Genomic DNA, 17371 nt, shown 5'->3' on the forward strand with positions numbered 1-17371 from the left:
TTCAGCGCGCCTCGGACAACCGCAGACCAGCCTCACGAAGGGCGGTAAGAACGGCACGGACGTACGCCGGTGGGGCACCCGCCAACCCGCACGCCGGCGTCAGCACGACCTGCCGGGCGAGTTGCTCGGCAGAGAACCCGAGCCGCTGACGCCACAACGTCGTCATCTTCTCGGCAATGGCCTTCGCATCCGGCGTACGCCCCGGAACCGGACGCGTCGGCACCACCCCGGCGAAGATCCCGAGGCCCGCCTCGATCGTCTCACCGAGCGGATCCAGGTCCTCGATCAGCGACATGTCCAGCGACACGGCCGCCGCCTGCGAATCCCGGATGACCTGCAACGGAACCGACGGCGCGCAGCTGTGCACGACCACCGGAACGCCCACGGCGGAGACGACCGTACGCAGCGCGGTCGCCGCGTCCGCCGCCTCGACCGCGCGATAAACCCCCAGGCCGCTCTCGGTCGGCACGTGCCCGGCCAGCACCGCCGGCAGCGACGGCTCGTCGAGCTGGAGCAGCAGCGACGCGCGCGGCAACCTCTTGCGCACCTCGTCGACGTGCCGGCGCAGCCCCTCGGCCAGCGAGTCGGTCAGATCCCGCACCGCGCCCTGGTCGCGCAGCAGCCGCCCGCCGATCGGCAGGTCGATGCTCGCCGCCAGCGTCCACGGCCCGGCGGACTGCAGCTTTACCAGCCCGGCGAAGCCGTCGCCCTGCTCGGTGAGCTGGTCCAGGTCGCGTTCCAGCAGATCGGCCGTACGCCGCAGGTCCGTCCCCGGGCGCGGCGCGACCTGCCACCGCCCCGCGTAGACCTGCACCGGCAGGTCGACCAGGAACCCGGCGGAGCGGCCGATCATGTCGGCGCCCGGCCCACGCTCCGGCAACTCGGCCAGATGCGGCAGATCGGGCAGCTCCCCGAAGATCGTGCGTTGCGCCTCGGCGACGTCTGTGCCGGGCATCGACCCGACCCCGGTGGCCGACCCGGCCGGCCACGCGAAGTCAGGCACGAGCCGCCTCCGGCGCGACAGAGGTGCGCGCGGCCGCGGTGATCGTCGCCGACCCGAGCACCGCATCCCCGCCGGCGGCGTCACGCTGGTACGCCACGATGGCCTGACCGGCGGCGACACCGCGCGCCGGGGTGAGCAGCCGGGCCCGCAGCGTGCCGCCCTCGACGGTCACCACGGCCGGCACCACCTCGCCGTGCGCCCGCAGCTGCACGTCGCACTCGATCGGGGTGGCCGCGCCGTGCCAGATCGCCTTGCTCGCGGTCACCTCGTCGACCAGCAGGTCCTCGCGGGGGCCGACGGTCACCGTGTTGGTCTTCGGCGTGATCGACAGGACGTAGCGCGGACGGCCGTCGGCCGCCGGGACCCGCAGGTCGAGACCCTTGCGCTGGCCCACCGTGTACGCGTAAGCGCCCTCATGGGTGCCGACCCGCTCGCCGGTGCGCGCGTCCACCACGTCGCCCGGCGTCGCGCCGAGTCGCTTGGCCAGGAAGCCCTTGGTGTCACCGTCCGCGATGAAGCAGATGTCGTGCGAATCGGGCTTGTCGGCCACCGCCAGCCCGCGCACGGCGGCTTCCTCGCGCACCTGGGCCTTCGTCGAGTCGCCGAGCGGAAAGACCGCCCGGTCCAGCTGCGCGCGGGTGAGCACCGCCAGCACGTACGACTGGTCCTTGCCGTTGTCGACGCTGCGGCGCAGCCGGCCGTCCGCGCCGAGCCGCGCGTGATGGCCGGTGACCACCGCGTCGAAGCCGAGCGCGACCGCCCGGTCGAGCACCGCCGTGAACTTGATCTTCTCGTTGCAGCGCAGGCAGGGATTGGGCGTACGGCCCGCCGCGTACTCCGCCACGAAGTCGTCGACCACGCTGTCGTGGAATTGGTCCGCCATGTCCCAGACGTAGAACGGGATGCCGATCACATCGGCCGCCCGTCGAGCGTCGCGGGAATCCTCCAGCGTGCAGCAGCCGCGCGCGCCGGTCCGGAAGGTCTGAGGGTTACGCGCCAGTGCCAGATGCACGCCGGTCACGTCGTGGCCGGCCTCGTGGGCACGCGCCGCGGCGACGGCGGAATCGACCCCGCCGGACATGGCCGCAAGAACTCGCATGCGCACCAGACTATCCGGCGCCTCAGCGCGGGGTTTTCCAGGCGGTCGCCCGCCGGGATCGCTCCACCGCGGCCGGCAGCGCGTCGATCAGCGCGTCCACGTCCGCGGCGGTCGAGGTGTGACCCAGCGTGAACCGCAGCGACGACCGGGCGCGGTCGTCGTCAGCACCCATCGCGAGCAGCACGTGGCTGGGCTGCGCGATGCCCGCCGAGCAGGCCGAGCCGGTGGAGCTGCCGACCCCGTTGGCGTCCAGCAGCATCAGCAGCGCGTCGCCCTCGCAACCGGGGAAACTGAAGTGCGCGTTGCCCGGAAGCCGGTCCACCGGATCTCCGTTGTAGAGGGCGTCGGGCACCACCGACAGCACGCGCTTGACCAGATCGTCGCGCAGGGCGGCGACCCGGGCCGCGTACTCCTGCTGGGTCTTGATGGTGATCTCGACCGCCACCGCGAAGGCCGCCACGCCGGGGGTGTCCACCGTGCCGGAGCGCACGTCGCGCTCGTGGCCGCCGCCGTGCAGCAGCGGGGTGGCCGCGACGTCCCGGCCGAGCAGCAGCGCACCGACGCCGATCGGGCCGCCCAGCTTGTGGCCGGTCACCGTCAGCGCCGCGACGCCGCTCGCCGCGAAGTCGACCGGCACCTGCCCGGCCGCCTGCACCGCGTCGGTGTGGAACGGGACGCCGTACCGGTTGGCCAGCGCCGCCAGCTCGGCGATCGGCTGAACCGTGCCGACCTCGTTGTTGGCCCACTGCACACTGACCACACCGATTTCTTCCCCGTACGCCTCGAGCACCGCACCGAGCCGCGCCGGATCGACCTTGCCGGCGGCGTTCACCGGCAGGGTCGTCACCTGGGCACCCTCGTGCTTGCCGAGCCAGTCCGCGGCCTCCAGCACGGCGTGATGTTCCACGGCGGACACCACCACACCCGTACGGGAAAGGGAAGTTGACTTTCGTGCCCAGAAAATGCCCTTGACGGCGAGATTGTCGCTTTCGGTGCCGCCGCCGGTGAAGACCACCTCGGAGGGGCGGCAGCCGAGGGCGGCGGCGACCCGTTCGCGCGCCTCCTCGACCACCCGCCGGGCATGACGGCCCGACGCGTGCAGGGACGACGGGTTGCCGACCTCGCGTGCGGCAGCGACGTAAGCATCCAGCGCCTCGGGCAACATAGGCGTGGTCGCTGCGTGATCCAAGTAAGCCATCAGAAATAGCTTATGCTGTGCCAGTCGCGCTCGATCGCGCGTGCGCCGCTGAAAGTCGATGAGTTCGGCTCGCGCCCGACGACGGCTTCGCCGGCGGCGTTCGAGAGCCAAACTCATCAACGCGGCAACGCGCTCCTCGCTATTTGCGCTTGCGGATCTCGTCGGCGGCCTGCGGGACGACCTTGAACAGGTCGCCCACCACGCCGTAGTCGGCGAGCTCGAAGATCGGGGCCTCCGGGTCCTTGTTGACCGCGACGATCGTCTTCGAGGTCTGCATGCCGGCCCGGTGCTGGATCGCGCCGGAGATGCCGAGCGCGACGTAGAGCTGCGGCGACACCGTCTTGCCGGTCTGTCCGACCTGGAACTGGTGCGGGTAGAAGCCGCTGTCGACGGCCGCCCGGGACGCCCCGACCGCACCACCGAGCAGGTCGGCCAGCTCCTCGACCAGCGAGAAGTTCTCCGCGTTGCCGACGCCGCGGCCGCCGGACACGACCACCCCGGCCTCGGTGAGCTCCGGACGGGAGCCCTTCTTCTCGGCGACCCGCTCGACCACCTTGGCCAGCTTGTCCTTGTCCGACGCCTGGACCGTGAGCTGCTCGACGGCCGGAGTCGCCGGCGCCGCTTCCGGCGTGGTCGAATTGGGGCGAATTGTCACGATGGGCAGCCCGCGTGTGACCTTCGACTTCACGATGCCGGCGCCCGCGAAGATGGCCTGGGTCGCGGTGCCGTCGGCGTCCAGCGCGACGGCGTCGGTCAGCAGACCGTTGTCCAGCTTGACCGCCAGGCGACCGGCGATCTCCTTGCCCTCCTGGGTGGACGCGAGCAGCACCGCGGCGGGCTGGACCGACTTGACCAGCTCGGCGATCACGGTGGCCTTGGGCGCGACCAGGTAGCCGTCGACGTCCTCGCCCTCCCCCGCGTAGATCTTCGCCGCGCCGTACTCACCGAGCTTGTCGGCGAACTGCGCCGCCGCGCCCTCGCCGCCGAGCACCACCGCGGACGGCGTTCCCAGCGTGCGGGCGATCGTCAGCATCTCGAGCGTGACCTTCTTGACGCCGGCAGCCTGCGAGGCCTCGACGACGACCAATACCTCAGCCATGTGTCTCTTCCTCTCCGGCTCAGACGAACTTCTCGGTTGCCAGGTACGCCACGAGGTCTGCCCCGCCGTTGCCCTCATCCGTGACCTTGGTGCCCGCGCCGCGCGGCGGGCGGACCGAGAACTCGATCACCGCGCTGGTGGCACCGGCCGCACCCACCTCGTCGGCGGCGATGCCCAGATCGGCCAGCGACAGCGACTGCACCGGCTTCTTCTTGGCCGCCATGATGCCCTTGAACGACGGGTACCGCGGCTCGTTGATGGTGTCCCAGACGCTCACCACGGCCGGCGTGGCCGCGGTGACGACCTCGTAGCCCTCGTCGGTCTGCCGCTCGGCGGTCAGCTGCGAGCCCTCCACGGTGAGCTTGCGCGCGCCGGTCAGCGCCGCGATGCCCAGCCGCTCGGCCAGCATGTGCGGCATGACCTGGACCCGGCCGTCGGTCGATTCCGAGCCGCAGAGGATCAGGTCGGCGTTGAGCGTGCCCAGCGCGGTGGCGAGCACCTTCGACGTCGAGACGGCGCAGGAGCCGTGCAGCGCGTCGTCCTCGATGTGCACCGCTTTGTCCGGTCCCATCGACAAGGCCTTACGGATCGACTCGGCGGCGCCGGCCGGACCCATGGTCAGCACGGTGACCTCGCCGCCGTGCGCCTCCTTGATCTTCAGCGCCTCCTCGATGGCGTACTCGTCCATCTCGTTGATGACGTTGTTCGCCGAGCTGCGCTCGACGGTGTTGTCGCTCGCGCTCAAGGTCCGCTCGGCACCGGAGTCGGGCACCTGCTTCACCAGTACGACGATGTTCATCGCGCTCCTACGACCCTCCTGTATTCAACGCGGCCGGATCACTGCGGTCAGGTTACCCGCCAGTAGCTTGTCGTGGCGACCGCGGTAAGTGACACACCTCACTCAAAATTCGGACGGGGCCGCCCGTCCGCCACTCATACTCCCCCACCGCGACCGCGGCTCGAACCGGACACCACCTCAGCGCGGAGATCCGCAGGTCATAATCGCCATGTGCACCTGCGGCAATGGTTCGACCCGGAGAAACAGCCCACGGTCGGCCGCACCCCGGACTACCGCTTCTCGCTGGCCAACGAACGCACCTTCCTGGCCTGGATCCGCACCGCCCTGGCGCTGATCGCGGGCGGACTCGCGAGCGCGCAGTTCCTGCCGATCCTGCACCTGCGCGAAATCATCGCGATCGCGCTGTTACTGCTCGGCGCGATCATCGCGCTGCGCGCGGTCGACCACTGGGCCCGCACCGAACGAGCCATGCGCCTCGGCGAGGACCTGCCCGGCTCGAAGTTCCCGGCGATCCTCTCGATCGTCGTCGCCATCGGCGCGATCCTGCTGATCATTCTCGTCCTCGTCCGGGCGCTGGAATGAGCGAGAACGTCGACCACGGCGCCTCCGCCGAACGCACCGGGCTGGCCTGGCGGCGCACCATCCTGTCCGCCACGATCGTCGCCCTGCTCCTCGTACGGCCGGTGTTTCATCGTTCGGCGGGCACGACGGCGTGGCTGATCGCGGGTCTCGCGATGGCCGGCTGGGCCGCCGTGCTCGCCATCAGCTTTCACCGGCAGCGTGGCCTGGCGACGCGGCCACCGCACCCCGGCCGGCGCACGATTCCGGCGTACGCATTGATCATCGTGACGCTCGCCATTCTCGGTGGGCTGGTTGTCATACTTTGAGCGGTGCCGTTATCAGGAACGCGCGTCATCATTGCCATATGGTCCGGTTGTTCATCTTCCTGGCTGCCGTGCAGCTGGTGCTTTTCGTGCTCGGACTGATCAGCTCTTTGTCGGCCGACCGCGTCCGCAATGCCCCGCGCGCCGTCTGGGTGCTCCTCATCGTGCTGATCCCGTTGCTGGGCTCCGTCGCGTACTTCGTGTGGGGCCGCCCGCTCTCGGTGCCGGCCGAGGGTCTCGCCCGCCGTCGCCGGCCGCGTCCGAGCTCGCCGGACGACGACCCGGAATTCCTGCGATCCGTCGATTCGGAGCAGACCCGCCGCGATCGCGAGATGCTCGCCCAGTACGAGAAAGAGCTTCGCAATCGCGACGACGACTGAGGGTCAGGCCAGGTTCGACGAGCGAGGGTACGCGTCGGCCGGATCCGTCAGCACGTTGACCAGATAGGGCACGCCCGCGGCGAAAGCGCGTTCCAGAGCCGGACCAAGTTCGGACGCCTTCTCCACGGTCTCGCCCGCCCCGCCCAGTGCCGCGACGACCTCGTCGTAGCGCAGCCCGGGCTGCAGGTCGGCGGCCACGTCGTAGCCGTACATGGCCCGCATCGGGTGCTTCTCCAGCCCCCAGATGCCGTTGTTGCCGACCACCATCACGACCGGCAGCTGCTGGCGGGCCAGCGACTCGGCGTCCATCAGCGAGAAACCGGCCGCGCCGTCGCCGAGCAGCACACAGATCTGCCGGTCCGGGTACGTCACCCGGGCGCCCATCGCATAACCCATGCCGGTGCCGAGACAGCCGTACGGGCCCGGGTCCAGCCACGTGCCGGGGCGGGCCGGTTCCAGGTAGCGCCCGGCGTAGGACACGAAGTCGCCGCCGTCGCCGATCGTGACCGCGTCCTCGGCGAGCACCTTGCGCAGTTCGCCGTACACCCGGGCCGGCTTGATCAGCTCGGTCTCGGCGGCCATCGCCTCGGCGTCCCGGGCCTTGCCCGCGTCCTCGGCGGTACGTAAGCCGTCGATCCACTCGCCGTGGCCGGCCCGGTCGCCCGCATAGTCCGCGATGGCCGCCAGGATGCGGCGCAGGTCGCCGGCGGGCGAGACGGCAACCTCCACATGGGACGCCCGCTGCGCCGGCGCGTCCACGATGTGGATGACCTGGGCGGCGCCGAACTCGCCGAAGCCGAGCCGGAAGTCCAGCGGCGTCCCGATCACGCAGACCACGTCGGCCTCGTTGAGCGCCGGGCGCCGCGCCTTGGCGAACGCGAGCGGGTGCGCCGGCGGCAGCGAGCCGCGACCCATGCCGTTGGTGAAAACGGGAACCTGTAACGCCTCGGCCGCGGCGCGCAGCTCGGCGACCGCGTCGCCGCCCCACACGTCGGAACCCGCGATGATCACCGGTCGTTGCGCACCGGCCAGTAACGCGGCCGCCCGGGCGACCTCGTCCGGGTCGGCCTCCAGAACCGGAATCGCGGGCTCGCCGGGCGCGGCCGCCTCGCCGCTGGAGAAGACGACCTCCAGCGGCAGGTCCAGGAAGACCGGGCCGCGATGCGCGGTCAGCGCCGACGTCAGTGCGGCGGTGAGCGTGCCCGGGATCGAGTCGGTGTCGGCGACGGTCGCCGCGTACTTGGTGATCGGCGCGACCAGCGGCACGTGGTCGAACTCCTGCAGGCTGCCCGAGCCCCAGCGGAACTGCGGCGCGCGGCCGCCCAGCACGACCACCGGCGAGGCGTTGAAGAACGCGCTGGTGATCCCCGAGATCCCGTTGGTCACCCCGGGGCCGGCGGTGAGGACCGCCAGGCCCGGACGACGCTGCAGCTTGGCGACGGCCTCGGCGGCGAAGACGGCGGACTGCTCGTGCCGCACGTCGTAGATCGGGAAGCCGGACTTGTGCGCGGCGTCGTAGAGCGGGAAGACGTGCCCGCCGGAGAGCGTGAACATCTCGGTCACGCCGAACGCGCGCAGGGCGGCCAGCGCCAGGTCGCCGCCGTGCCCCTCGATCGCCTCTGCCATGTGTGCTGTCCCCTCGCCGGCCGTCAGATCCCTAGAAGTTGGCGTATGTCATCTACCAGGTTCGCCCAGTCCTGCGAAAGGGAGTCGCCGTTGCCGTAGCCGTACGCCAGGAACAGGGCGGCGAGCGGAACCGCGAGCATCACCGCCAGGCTCAGCAGGAACTGCAGGAAGCGGAGGAAGCGGCCACGTCGCGGCTTGCGTTTGGGCGGGCGCCGCGTCGCCGTCGGCGACGAATTCACTGCCGGCTTCTGCGGTACGGCGTGCGGCCTTGCCGGTACGGGCTGCGAACGCGTCGGCGGGAGCGGGGAGCGCTGCTGCTTCGGTGGCTGCGGACGCAGCGGCGGGACGGATTTCGCCGGCTGGCTGCGCTGCGGCGACTGCCGGGCCGGTGGCGGCTTCGGTGGCGCGCTGGTGGCCCGCCCGTACGCGGCCGCCGGACGGTCCAGCACCGGGGGCGTGGTCGCGACGGTGGCCTGCGGATCCGGTACCCAGGATCCGTGGTCGGCGTCCGGCCACGGATCCACCGGCGGCTGCAACCCGGTCAGACCGATCTGTTTCGGGACGGCGGCGACGCGTACGGTGGCCGTCTCCGCTCGTCCGGCCGAGATCAGGCGCAGCTCCGCGGTCGGGCCGGGCGCGGCCGGACTCGTCGCCAGCAGCGCGGCGTCGGCCAGGATGCTGCCCTCGGCCACCACCAGCTCGGGCTGCTCGATCACCACGGGGGCTTCGTCGAGCTCGCGATGCAGCAGCGTGGCCACCAGCGGGATGCGGCTGGCGCCGCCGACCAGGAACACCCCGGCGAGGCGGCCGGGCGGCAGGTCGGCCCAGTCGAGCAGCCCCTTGGTCACCCGGATCGTCTGGTCGAGCACCGGGCGGGCGACGCGTTCCAGCTCGTCGCGGGTCAGGTGGACCTCGGTGCCCAGCAGCGGCACCACGAAATCGGCGGTCTGGTTGCGGGACAGGCGTTCCTTCGCGATCCGGGCCTCGTCCCACAGCTGACGCTGGCCACGGCGTTCCTCGATCGTGGACGGCTCGAAGATGCGCTGCCACTCGTCGGTGCGCAGGTGCTCGATGATCGCGGCGTCCACGTCCAGGCCGCCGATGTCGTCGCGGCCGTCCACCGCCATCACCTCGAAGCCGGACGACGTGCGGGCGACCACGCTCGCGTCGAACGTGCCGGCGCCGAAGTCGTGCACCACGACCACCGAGCCGATCGGCACGTCGCGGCCCAGCACCTCGGCGAAGTAGGTGGCGGCGGCCACCGGCTCGGCCACCAGGCGGGCGTTGCCGAGCCCGGCCCGGCGGGCGGCGTCGGCGAGCAGCGTGCGGCGGGCGGCACCCCAGGTCGCCGGGCAGGTCAGCGTGACGTCGCCGTCGACCGGACCGACCGCGCGGCGCCACTCCTCGGCGACCCGGGCCAGCACCCCGGCGATCAGCTCCTCGACCGGCAGCTCGCGCTCACCGAGCAGCACCAGGCCGTCGTCGATGCGGCGCTTCGGGTTGGGCTCGAAGCGGGCCGGGTCGAGGCGCGAGCTGTGCACGGCGTCCTGGCCGACGACCAGCGCGCCGTCCGGCTCGGCGTAGACCGCGGACGGCAGCAGCGGCGAGCCGTCGACCAGCAGCGGACGCGCACGCCCGTCGGGCCAGCGCGCCACCGCGACGGTGTTCGACGTGCCGAAGTCCACGCCGAGGGCGTGCCGCTTCGGCCCACCTTGGTCGATGGGCATGACTCAGAGTCTAGGGGGTCGGGTAACGCGGACGATCTTCCTGAGCACACTGTCACGGCCCTCGCGCGGACAGCGAATCACTGGCTGCGCAAACCCGGATAATCGGGTTATTACCGGCGAATATCCGGGTCGCGCCATGCGCAGCGGGTGCAGTACGGCCGGTCGGCCGGGTCGCGCCACCGGCAATCCGGACACCACCCGCCGGGCGGCCGGCGCCAGCCACAGTCCGGGCACGGTGCCGGCGGCGACGAGGAGCCGGCCGCGGGGGCGGGTGGAGCGAGGCCGGACGGCGGGGACGGGCTGGATGCGGACGGGCTGGATACGGGCGGCGGCGCCGGGGCCGGCGTGCGGATCGGCGCGTCCACAAGAGACGGGGACGACGACTGTGGACGGACCGCCGGCTGCCGCGTCGGCGACCGAGGCGCCTCGGGCTCGGCGATACGCGCGGGCGGGGCCGGCGGCAGCACGAACCGGTTCTCCTCGGTCGGCATCGGCTTGCGCATCGGCGGACCGGCCACCGGCACGGACGCGGGCCGCGACGGCGCCGACGACGGCCCGAGCGTCATCCAGCCGATCAGGGCGCACAGCAACGCCTGGCCGACCACCAGGGCCACGGCCACGCGCACGGTGCGTCGCACCTCGCGCGTGACCGGAACCGGTTCCACCCGTCGGACTGTATGGCACCAGATCGATGGAAGCGAGTATCAGCGCCCGGTAAACGTGGGTTTACGCTTTTCCACGAACGCGCTCGTGCCCTCGACGCGGTCCTCGGTGGCGAACAACCCGGCGAACAACTGCGACTCCAGCGCCAGCCCGGTGCTCAGATCGACGTTCAACCCCGAGTCGATCGCCTGCTTGGCGGCCCGCAAGGCCAGCGACGGACCGGTCACGTACGCCTGCACCATCTCCACCGCCGTCGCATAGACCTCGGACGCCGGCGCCACCCGGTCGGCCAGCCCGATGCGTAACGCCTCGGCCGCGTCCACCATCCGGCCCGAGAAGATCAGGTCTTTGGCACGGGCCGGCCCAACCAGCCGGGCGAGTCGCTGGGTGCCGCCCGCCCCCGGGATCAGGCCCAGCTTGATCTCCGGCTGGCCCAGCTTCGCGTCGTCCGCCACGACCCGCCAGTCGCAGGCCAGCGCCAACTCGCAGCCACCGCCCAGCGCGTACCCGGTGACGGCCGCGACCACCGGCTTGGGGATCCGGGCCACCGCGTCGAAACAGTCGGACAACCGGCCCGCCCGCACGATCATGTCCTGATACGTCTGACCGGTGAACTCGCCGATGTCCGCCCCCGCCGCGAACACTTTCTCCCCGCCGTACACAATGACGGCCTTGACCTCGTCGTTGGCCGTCGCGGAATGCGCGGCCGTGCGAAGCTCTTCCTGTACCTGGGTGTTGAGTGGGTTCATCGGCGGCCGGTCCAGCCGGATCGTGCCGATGCCGCCGGTGATCTCGAGCTTCACGAACTCGCCCACGAAACACGCCTCCTGAATGTCGGTTCAGGTCAGCCTACGACGGGTACGGAGTTTGTGATGACCACCTACTACCGGGACCGCGACGTCGTCGTCACGTCGTCCGGTGTACGGATGAACGGCCGCGAGTTACCCCTCGGCGAGTTGCGCGAGGTGTGGCACGCGCGCGGCCGCCGCTCCTGGCGAACGATCGCGGGACGCGGCGCGCTGGCCCTCGCGATCCTGCTGCCCGTCGTCATCGGCGCGCTCGGCATCGCGGTGGCGTTCGCGATCGACGCCTCGCGCAGCACGACGATCCTGCTGGCCGGCGGGGGCGTGCTGGTGGGTCTGCTGACGTTGCCGGTGGCGGACGTCCTGCTCGAGCAGGTGGACCGTTCCTACGACCGGGGCAGCCGCACCCGGGAGATCTGGGCCCGCACCCGCCACGGTGACGTTCTCCTGTTACGCACCGGCGACGGCGCCCGCTTCGGCCGCATCTACCGTGCCCTGCAGCGGGCCCTGGGCTAGGCCGCGCCGAACAGCTCGTCGATCTCGTCGCGGGTCGGCAACGCGTTGGAGGCGCCGAGTTTCCGGGCGCACGCCGCGCCCGCCGCGTTCGCCCAGCGCACCGCGTCGATCAGATCGCGGCCCTCGCCCCACGCCACCGCGAGCGCCCCGGTGAAGGCGTCCCCGGCCGCCGTCGTGTCGGCGGCCTCCACCGCGAAGGCGGGCACGTGTTCGTCCTGGCCGTCTCGTGACGCGTAGCGGGAACCGGCCGCGCCGAGGGTCAGCACCACCCGCGGCACCAGCGCGAGCAACGCCGCCATGTCGGTGGCCGCGGCGCCGGTGATCGCCTGCGCCTCCACCTCGTTGACGACCAGCAGGTCCACGTTGTCCAGCAGCTCGGCCGGCAGCGCTCGCGCGGGCGCCGCGTTGAGGATCATGCGGGTGCCGCCGGCCCGGGCCGCGCGCGCCGCCGCGACCACCGTGCGCACCGGGATCTCCTGCTGGCAGAGCAGCACGTCACCGCCCGCGATGATCTCTTCCTCGACGCTCGTGAGGTCGGTGAACGAGGCGTTGGCGCCGGGCGCGACCAGGATCGAATTCTCCCCGCCGCGGTCCACCATGATCACCGCGACGCCGGAGGCGCCATAGCTCGTCCGGATGTGCGAAGTGTCCACACCGGCCGCACCGATGCGCGCGTTGAGCGTGACCCCGAACGCGTCCGAGCCGATCGCGCCCAGGAAGACGGCGTGGCCACCGGCGCGGGCGGCGGCGATCGCCTGGTTCGCGCCCTTTCCGCCGGGCGCCATCATGAAGTCGTCGCCGAGCACCGTCTCGCCGGGCAGCGGCAGGTGCGACGCGACGCCGACCAGGTCCATGTTGGCGCTGCCCGCCACCACGATGCGCGGCGCCATCTAGGCCGCCCGCGCCGCGTACCGGTCGCCGAACCGGTCGACCACCAGCGGCAACCCGAACGTCTTGGTGAGGTTGTCCGCGGTCATCACCTCGCCGAGCAGGCCGGCCGCCACGATCGTGCCCTCGCGTAGCAGCATGCCGTGGGTGAAACCGGGCGGGATCTCCTCGACGTGGTGGGTGACCAGCACCATCGCGGGCGAGTCCGGGTCGAGGGCGAGCTCGGTCAGCCGGGCGACCAGATCCTCGCGGCCGCCCAGGTCGAGGCCGGCGGTCGGCTCGTCGAGCAGCATCAGCTCGGGGTCGGTCATCAGCGCGCGGGCGATCAGCGTGCGCTTGCGCTCGCCCTCGGACAGCGTGCCGAACGCCCGGTCGATCAGCGTGCCCATGCCCAGCTGGTGCAGCAGGCGCCGGGCGCGCGCCTCGTCCTGCGGGTCGTAGCTCTCGCGCCAGCGGCCGACCACCGACCACGCGGCCGTGACCACCACGTCGAGCACCCGCTCGTCCGGCGGGATGCGCTCGCCGAACTGGCCGGTGGACAGGCCGATCCGGGTGCGCAGCTCGTTCACGTCGGTGCGGCCGAGGCGCTCGCCCAGCACGTACGCGGTGCCGCGCGACGGGTGCAACCGGGCCGAGGCGAGGTTGAGTAACGTCGTCTTACCCGCGCCGTTCGGGCCGAGCACGACCCACCGCTCGTCCAGCTCAACCTGCCACGAAATGCTTCGGACCAGGAAATTTCCACTCCGGATGACACTTATCCGGTCGAAGGCGATCACGGTGTCGTCGGAGGGCGGCAGAGTCACGGCAGGCTCGAGCACGCAACTATCCAATCACGTACGCCTCGGCTACTCCGTCGTCGACCCGAAGACCTCATCCCGTACGGCGTCGAGTGCGGTGTGCAACGCCCCGTGCAGCACCGGCTCGGCCGCCACACCGGTGACGACCACCTTGGGGTTGACCAGCGTGATCGCACCGACCTCGTGCTCCACGCGCTCGGCCAGCGCGAGGCCGCCGGCCTGGCTCACCTCACCCGCGAGCACCACCAGCGGCGGGTCCAGCACCACGCACGTGGCGGCCACCCCCAGAGCCAGACGAGAAGCCAATTCATCCAGTACGGGCTCGCCCGCCTCACCCGCGTCGACGGCGGACCGGACGACGTCGGCCGCCTCGTTCCCGCGGAAGCCGTACTTCTTGCCGATGGCCTTGACCGCGTCGGCGCCCGCGATGCTCTGGAAGGCGCCGCGCACGCCGCCCTTGCTGGCGCGCCGGCCGGAATGCCGGGGCACCTCGGCGCCGGCCACCGGGAGGTACCCGATCTCGCCGGCCGCGCCGGTCGACCCCTGGTGCAGGCGGCCGTTGATGACGCTGGCCAGGCCGACGCCCCGGCCGATCCAGATCAGCACGAAGTCGGTGACGCCCTGGGCCGCGCCGCTGCTCGACTCGGCGACCGCGGCCATGTTCACGTCGTTGCCGAAGACCACCGGGGTGCTCAGGTCGCGGCGCAGGTCGTCGAGCAGGCCCCGATGCCAGCGCGGCAGGTCCCAGGCGAAGGAGATCTCCCCCGACTCCGGGTCCACCAGGCCGGGGGTGCCGAGCACGACGCGGCGTACCGAGCTCATGTCGGCGCCGGCCTCGGACGCCGCCTGGACCACCGCGGTGTGCACGACGCCGACCGGGTCGTCGGTGTCCCGGGTGGACTGCTCGACCCGGGAGATCAGGGCCCCGGTGATGTCGGCACACGCGGCAACCACCCGCTCCGGGCCGACGTCGACGCCGATGACGTGAGCACTACCGGGAGTGACCGAGTAGAGCTGGGCGTTCGGACCGCGACCGCCGGCCTGCTCACCGACCCGCCGGACCAGGCCGCGCTGCTCTAACCGCTCGACCAGCTGGGACGCGGTGACCTTGCTCAGCCCGGTCATCTCACCGAGTTGCGCCCGGGTCAGCGGGCCTCGCTCGAGCAGCAGTTCCAGCGCGGCGCGATCGTTGAGCGCGCGCAGCAGCCGGGGTGTGCCCGGAAGGCGGGAGGCGGCCATGGCAGCAGTCCTTTAGTAATTAGGATTGTTTCCTATAAGGTTACAGGCGCTTGATTATGTAGCCGCAGCGTAACGGTCGGCACCGTCGCCGAGCGCAGCGCCGCCGATCGACCCTGAGCGATCATGGCAGCTTGCGGGCCGCGCCGCGTCACCGGAAGGCACCTTCAGTTGAACGACACCCCCACACTCCGTCGTCTCGCGCTGGGCACCCTGCTCGCCGCGTTCCCCGGCCACACCGCGCCCGAGTGGGCGGTGCGCCTGCTCAGCGAGGGCCTGGCCGGCCACACCCTGTTCGGTTACAACGTCCTCGACGCCGCGCAGGTCGGCCGGCTCACCGCGGCGCTGCGTTCCGGCCGCCCGGACGTGCTGATCGCGATCGACGAGGAGGGCGGCGACGTCACCCGTCTCGCGCACCGCACCGGCAGCCCGTATCCCGGCAACGCCGCTCTCGGCGCGGTCGACGACGTCGAGGTCACCCGTGCGGTCTACGCGGCGATCGGAGCGGACCTGGCCGCGGCCGGCGTCAATCTCGACCTGGCACCGACCGTCGACGTCAACACGGCGGACGACAACCCGGTGATCGGGACGCGCTCGTTCGGCGCCTCGACGTCGCTGGTGGCCCGGCACGCCGCCGCGGCGGTCGCCGGACTGCAGTCGGCCGGGGTGGCCGCGTGCGCCAAGCACTTCCCCGGTCACGGGGCCACGGTCACCGACTCGCACCTGGCGCTGCCGGTGGTCGACGCGTCGCTGGACCTGTTGCGGTCACGCGACCTGCCGCCGTTCGCCGCCGCCGCGGCCGCCGGCACGCAGGCGATCATGACGGCGCACATCCGGGTGCCGGCCTTGACGGGCACCGATCCGGCCACCTTCAGCCGGCGGACGCTGGTCGATTTGTTGCGCGAGGAATACGGGTTCCAGGGGGCGATCATCACGGACGCCCTCGAGATGACGGGCGCGGCTGCGGCCGCGGGCGGAATTCCCCAAGCAGCCGTACGCGCGTTGGCCGCCGGCGCCGACCTGCTGTGCATCGGCGCGCAGGTCGACGAGGACCTGACCGAGTCGGTCGCCGCCGAGATCGTCCGCGCCGTCGAGGACGGCCGCCTGCCTTTCGAGCGCCTCACCGACGCCGTGGCCCGCAACGAGAAGATGGCCGCGTGGGCCGCGTCCCCCCTCGCCGGCGACAACGACGCCCCGGGCCGGATGGCCGCCCACACCGACGCCGACCACACCGAAACCCCGGGCCGAGCGACCGCCCATACCGAAACCGACCACACCGACGACCGCGGCCGAGCGACCGCCCACGGCGACGCCGACCGGTACGACAACCCCAGTCGAGCGACCACCCACGGCGACGCCGACCGGTACGACAACCCCAGTCGAGCGACCGCCCACGGCGACGCCGACCGGTACGACAACCCCAGCCGAGCGACCGCCCACAGCGACGCCGACCGGTACGACGACCTAGGTCTGGCGGCAGCTCGGCGCGCCGTTCGGGTCGAGGGCTCGCTGGCCGATCTGGGATCACCGCTGGTGGTGCAGCTGGTGTCGGGTTATTCGATCGCCGAGGGCCGGGTGCCGTGGGGCTTGTCCCCGCACCTGAACGGCACCGAGCAGCTGGAGGTCGTCGCCGCGTCGGCGTCCCCGGACGACCTGATCGCCCGCGCGGGCGTCCGCCCGATCGTGGTGGTGGGCCGGCACACGCACCGGTCCGCCGAGACGCGCGCCTTGATCGAACAGTTGGCGGCAGCCCACGCGGTCGGCGTCGTCGAGATGGGCTGGCCGTCGTCATGGCGCCCGGCAAACGCCCAGGCCTTCGTCATCACCCACGGCGCCAGCCGCGCCAACGCCCGCGCAGCCGCGGAGGCGCTAGGCCTGGTGGCCGACCGCTAGCCCACACCCCACGGCTCGAACCCCCAACTCCCCACACCCACCCAACCAGCGTGGCGACCTACACCACCCCCACCGCCCAACTCCCCTCACCCACCCCGCCCAGCGTGGGGATCTGAGCCTTGCCAATCGGCCTAGACGAGTAAGTCCTAACCGTGGCGGTAGGCGGCAAGTGACCTCGTCACGGTGCAGCTCCAGTGGCGCGGTGGCGCCAGAGCTGAGGCGCGGTGGCGCCAGAGCTGAGGCGCGGTGGCGCCAGAGCTGAGGCGCGGTGGTGCCAGAGCTGAGGCGCGGTGGTGATCCGTTCGCCGCCGGGCGTCCCGCTATGTGGACACCGCGGTCACATCGTGGATTTTTGTGAACCTTGGAGAGTTGCGCCCACATACGAGCCATAACTCTCCAAGGTTCACATTCGGCCGGAGAAAGCTGCCGGGCGAAAGCCTCGTTACGTGACAAAGGTATTCTCTACAATGGACGCTGGTCCCACATTGCGGACGGTGGGTCCATGATGCGGGCGCGGGTCTCAGCAGGCGGTCGCCCGTCTCACGGAATGGAAGCGCCGCGCGGCCGCGCGCCGAGCCCGCCTGTCCAGCGGCCCAGCCCGATTCGACAAATACCAGGAAATGTCGGATATGCGAGAGGGTGGCGGGCGCTGGCGGACGGACGGCGATCAGATCGCTGACTCGGCTACGGCCACCGACTCCCGCTACAGCCACCGACTCGGCTACAGCCACCAACTCCCGCTACAGCCACCGACTCGGCT

General features: G+C 71.7%; 17 protein-coding genes. 5 read left to right on the forward strand and 12 right to left on the reverse strand.

The genetic code is table 11. The features are described 5' to 3' along the window. Position 1 precedes the first annotated feature (1 nt). From HH310_RS15945 to HH310_RS15965, 5 genes are all read right to left on the reverse strand, one after another. Entirely contained in the window at positions 2–1003 is a 1002-nt protein-coding gene (locus HH310_RS15945) for a methionine synthase (protein WP_312034108.1), read from the reverse strand. Continuing rightward, positions 996–2102: a tRNA 2-thiouridine(34) synthase MnmA gene (mnmA, locus tag HH310_RS15950; RefSeq protein WP_169176313.1), complete on the reverse strand. Its 1107-nt coding sequence runs from the start codon at positions 2100–2102 to the stop codon at positions 996–998. Before mnmA ends, HH310_RS15945 begins: the two co-directional genes overlap by 8 nt. A gap of 22 nt (positions 2103–2124) precedes the next feature. Further along, on the reverse strand, positions 2125–3300 hold the full coding sequence (locus tag HH310_RS15955) for a cysteine desulfurase family protein (RefSeq protein WP_169176314.1): 1176 nt from the start codon (positions 3298–3300) through the stop codon (positions 2125–2127). Positions 3301–3439: 139 nt separating this feature from the next. Beyond that, on the reverse strand, positions 3440–4399 hold the full coding sequence (locus HH310_RS15960; RefSeq protein WP_169176315.1) for an electron transfer flavoprotein subunit alpha/FixB family protein: 960 nt from the start codon (positions 4397–4399) through the stop codon (positions 3440–3442). 19 nt (positions 4400–4418) lie between these two features. Continuing rightward, the gene (locus HH310_RS15965) at positions 4419–5198 is read right to left on the reverse strand and encodes an electron transfer flavoprotein subunit beta/FixA family protein (protein WP_169176316.1); all 780 of its coding nucleotides are present in this window, start codon (positions 5196–5198) and stop codon (positions 4419–4421) included. Between the two features lie 210 nt (positions 5199–5408). On the opposite strand from HH310_RS15965, the gene HH310_RS15970 reads away from it, so the two are divergent. From HH310_RS15970 to HH310_RS15980, 3 genes are read left to right on the forward strand one after another with little or no spacing between them, the layout of a single operon-like run. Next, positions 5409–5780, forward strand: a complete 372-nt coding sequence (locus tag HH310_RS15970; RefSeq protein WP_169176317.1) for a DUF202 domain-containing protein — start codon at positions 5409–5411, stop codon at positions 5778–5780. Beyond that, positions 5777–6085 carry a DUF202 domain-containing protein gene (locus tag HH310_RS15975; RefSeq protein WP_169176318.1) on the forward strand — a complete coding sequence of 103 codons (309 nt, stop codon included), beginning with the start codon at positions 5777–5779 and terminating at the stop codon, positions 6083–6085. The genes HH310_RS15970 and HH310_RS15975 overlap by 4 nt, the downstream gene beginning before the upstream one ends. A gap of 38 nt (positions 6086–6123) precedes the next feature. Then, positions 6124–6462, forward strand: coding sequence for a PLDc N-terminal domain-containing protein (locus HH310_RS15980; protein ID WP_169176319.1), 339 nt, complete (start codon positions 6124–6126; stop codon positions 6460–6462). A 3-nt stretch (positions 6463–6465) separates the two neighbouring features. Here HH310_RS15980 and HH310_RS15985 read toward each other — a convergent pair whose 3' ends face one another. The 4 genes from HH310_RS15985 to HH310_RS16000 form a co-directional block, all read right to left on the reverse strand. Then, positions 6466–8088, reverse strand: coding sequence for an acetolactate synthase (locus tag HH310_RS15985; RefSeq protein WP_169176320.1), 1623 nt, complete (start codon positions 8086–8088; stop codon positions 6466–6468). A gap of 23 nt (positions 8089–8111) precedes the next feature. After that, the gene (locus HH310_RS15990) at positions 8112–9815 is read right to left on the reverse strand and encodes an Hsp70 family protein (RefSeq protein WP_169176321.1); all 1704 of its coding nucleotides are present in this window, start codon (positions 9813–9815) and stop codon (positions 8112–8114) included. Between the two features lie 110 nt (positions 9816–9925). After that, on the reverse strand, positions 9926–10480 hold the full coding sequence (locus tag HH310_RS15995) for a hypothetical protein (RefSeq protein WP_169176322.1): 555 nt from the start codon (positions 10478–10480) through the stop codon (positions 9926–9928). Positions 10481–10519: 39 nt separating this feature from the next. Continuing rightward, complete coding sequence (locus HH310_RS16000; RefSeq protein ID WP_169176323.1) at positions 10520–11293, reverse strand: enoyl-CoA hydratase/isomerase family protein; 774 nt, start codon at positions 11291–11293, stop codon at positions 10520–10522. Between the two features lie 57 nt (positions 11294–11350). On the opposite strand from HH310_RS16000, the gene HH310_RS16005 reads away from it, so the two are divergent. Continuing rightward, a complete protein-coding gene (locus tag HH310_RS16005; protein ID WP_169176324.1) occupies positions 11351–11797 on the forward strand; it encodes a DUF6232 family protein in 447 nt (148 codons plus the stop codon). Here the strand turns inward: HH310_RS16005 and HH310_RS16010 are convergent. Genes HH310_RS16010 through HH310_RS16020 form a run of 3 tightly spaced genes read right to left on the reverse strand, consistent with a single transcriptional unit; the run spans position 11794 to position 14721 of the window. Next, positions 11794–12687, reverse strand: a complete 894-nt coding sequence (locus tag HH310_RS16010) for a ribokinase (protein ID WP_169176325.1) — start codon at positions 12685–12687, stop codon at positions 11794–11796. The genes HH310_RS16005 and HH310_RS16010 overlap by 4 nt on opposite strands. Further along, entirely contained in the window at positions 12688–13503 is an 816-nt protein-coding gene (locus HH310_RS16015; RefSeq protein ID WP_312034111.1) for an ABC transporter ATP-binding protein, read from the reverse strand. It abuts the gene before it with no gap. Between the two features lie 27 nt (positions 13504–13530). Continuing rightward, a complete protein-coding gene (locus HH310_RS16020; RefSeq protein ID WP_169176327.1) occupies positions 13531–14721 on the reverse strand; it encodes an ROK family transcriptional regulator in 1191 nt (396 codons plus the stop codon). Between the two features lie 168 nt (positions 14722–14889). On the opposite strand from HH310_RS16020, the gene HH310_RS16025 reads away from it, so the two are divergent. Then, positions 14890–16611, forward strand: coding sequence for a glycoside hydrolase family 3 protein (locus tag HH310_RS16025; protein WP_169176328.1), 1722 nt, complete (start codon positions 14890–14892; stop codon positions 16609–16611). Positions 16612–17371: the final 760 nt, after the last annotated feature.

Origin of the sequence: Actinoplanes sp. TBRC 11911, assembly GCF_012933445.1 — a bacterium.
Classification (GTDB): Bacteria; Actinomycetota; Actinomycetes; order Mycobacteriales; family Micromonosporaceae; genus Actinoplanes.

Bases quoted from the DNA above. Each gene is read 5' to 3' on its own strand.
- mnmA (WP_169176313.1), bottom strand. From the start codon at position 2,102: ATGCGAGTTCTTGCGGCCATGTCCGGCGGGGTCGATTCCGCCGTCGCC.
- HH310_RS15955 (WP_169176314.1), bottom strand. From the start codon at position 3,300: ATGGCTTACTTGGATCACGCAGCGACCACGCCTATGTTGCCCGAGGCG.
- HH310_RS15960 (WP_169176315.1), bottom strand. From the start codon at position 4,399: ATGGCTGAGGTATTGGTCGTCGTCGAGGCCTCGCAGGCTGCCGGCGTC.
- HH310_RS15965 (WP_169176316.1), bottom strand. From the start codon at position 5,198: ATGAACATCGTCGTACTGGTGAAGCAGGTGCCCGACTCCGGTGCCGAG.
- HH310_RS15975 (WP_169176318.1), top strand. From the start codon at position 5,777: ATGAGCGAGAACGTCGACCACGGCGCCTCCGCCGAACGCACCGGGCTG.
- HH310_RS15980 (WP_169176319.1), top strand. From the start codon at position 6,124: ATGGTCCGGTTGTTCATCTTCCTGGCTGCCGTGCAGCTGGTGCTTTTC.
- HH310_RS15985 (WP_169176320.1), bottom strand. From the start codon at position 8,088: ATGGCAGAGGCGATCGAGGGGCACGGCGGCGACCTGGCGCTGGCCGCC.
- HH310_RS15990 (WP_169176321.1), bottom strand. From the start codon at position 9,815: ATGCCCATCGACCAAGGTGGGCCGAAGCGGCACGCCCTCGGCGTGGAC.
- HH310_RS16005 (WP_169176324.1), top strand. From the start codon at position 11,351: ATGACCACCTACTACCGGGACCGCGACGTCGTCGTCACGTCGTCCGGT.
- HH310_RS16010 (WP_169176325.1), bottom strand. From the start codon at position 12,687: ATGGCGCCGCGCATCGTGGTGGCGGGCAGCGCCAACATGGACCTGGTC.
- HH310_RS16020 (WP_169176327.1), bottom strand. From the start codon at position 14,721: ATGGCCGCCTCCCGCCTTCCGGGCACACCCCGGCTGCTGCGCGCGCTC.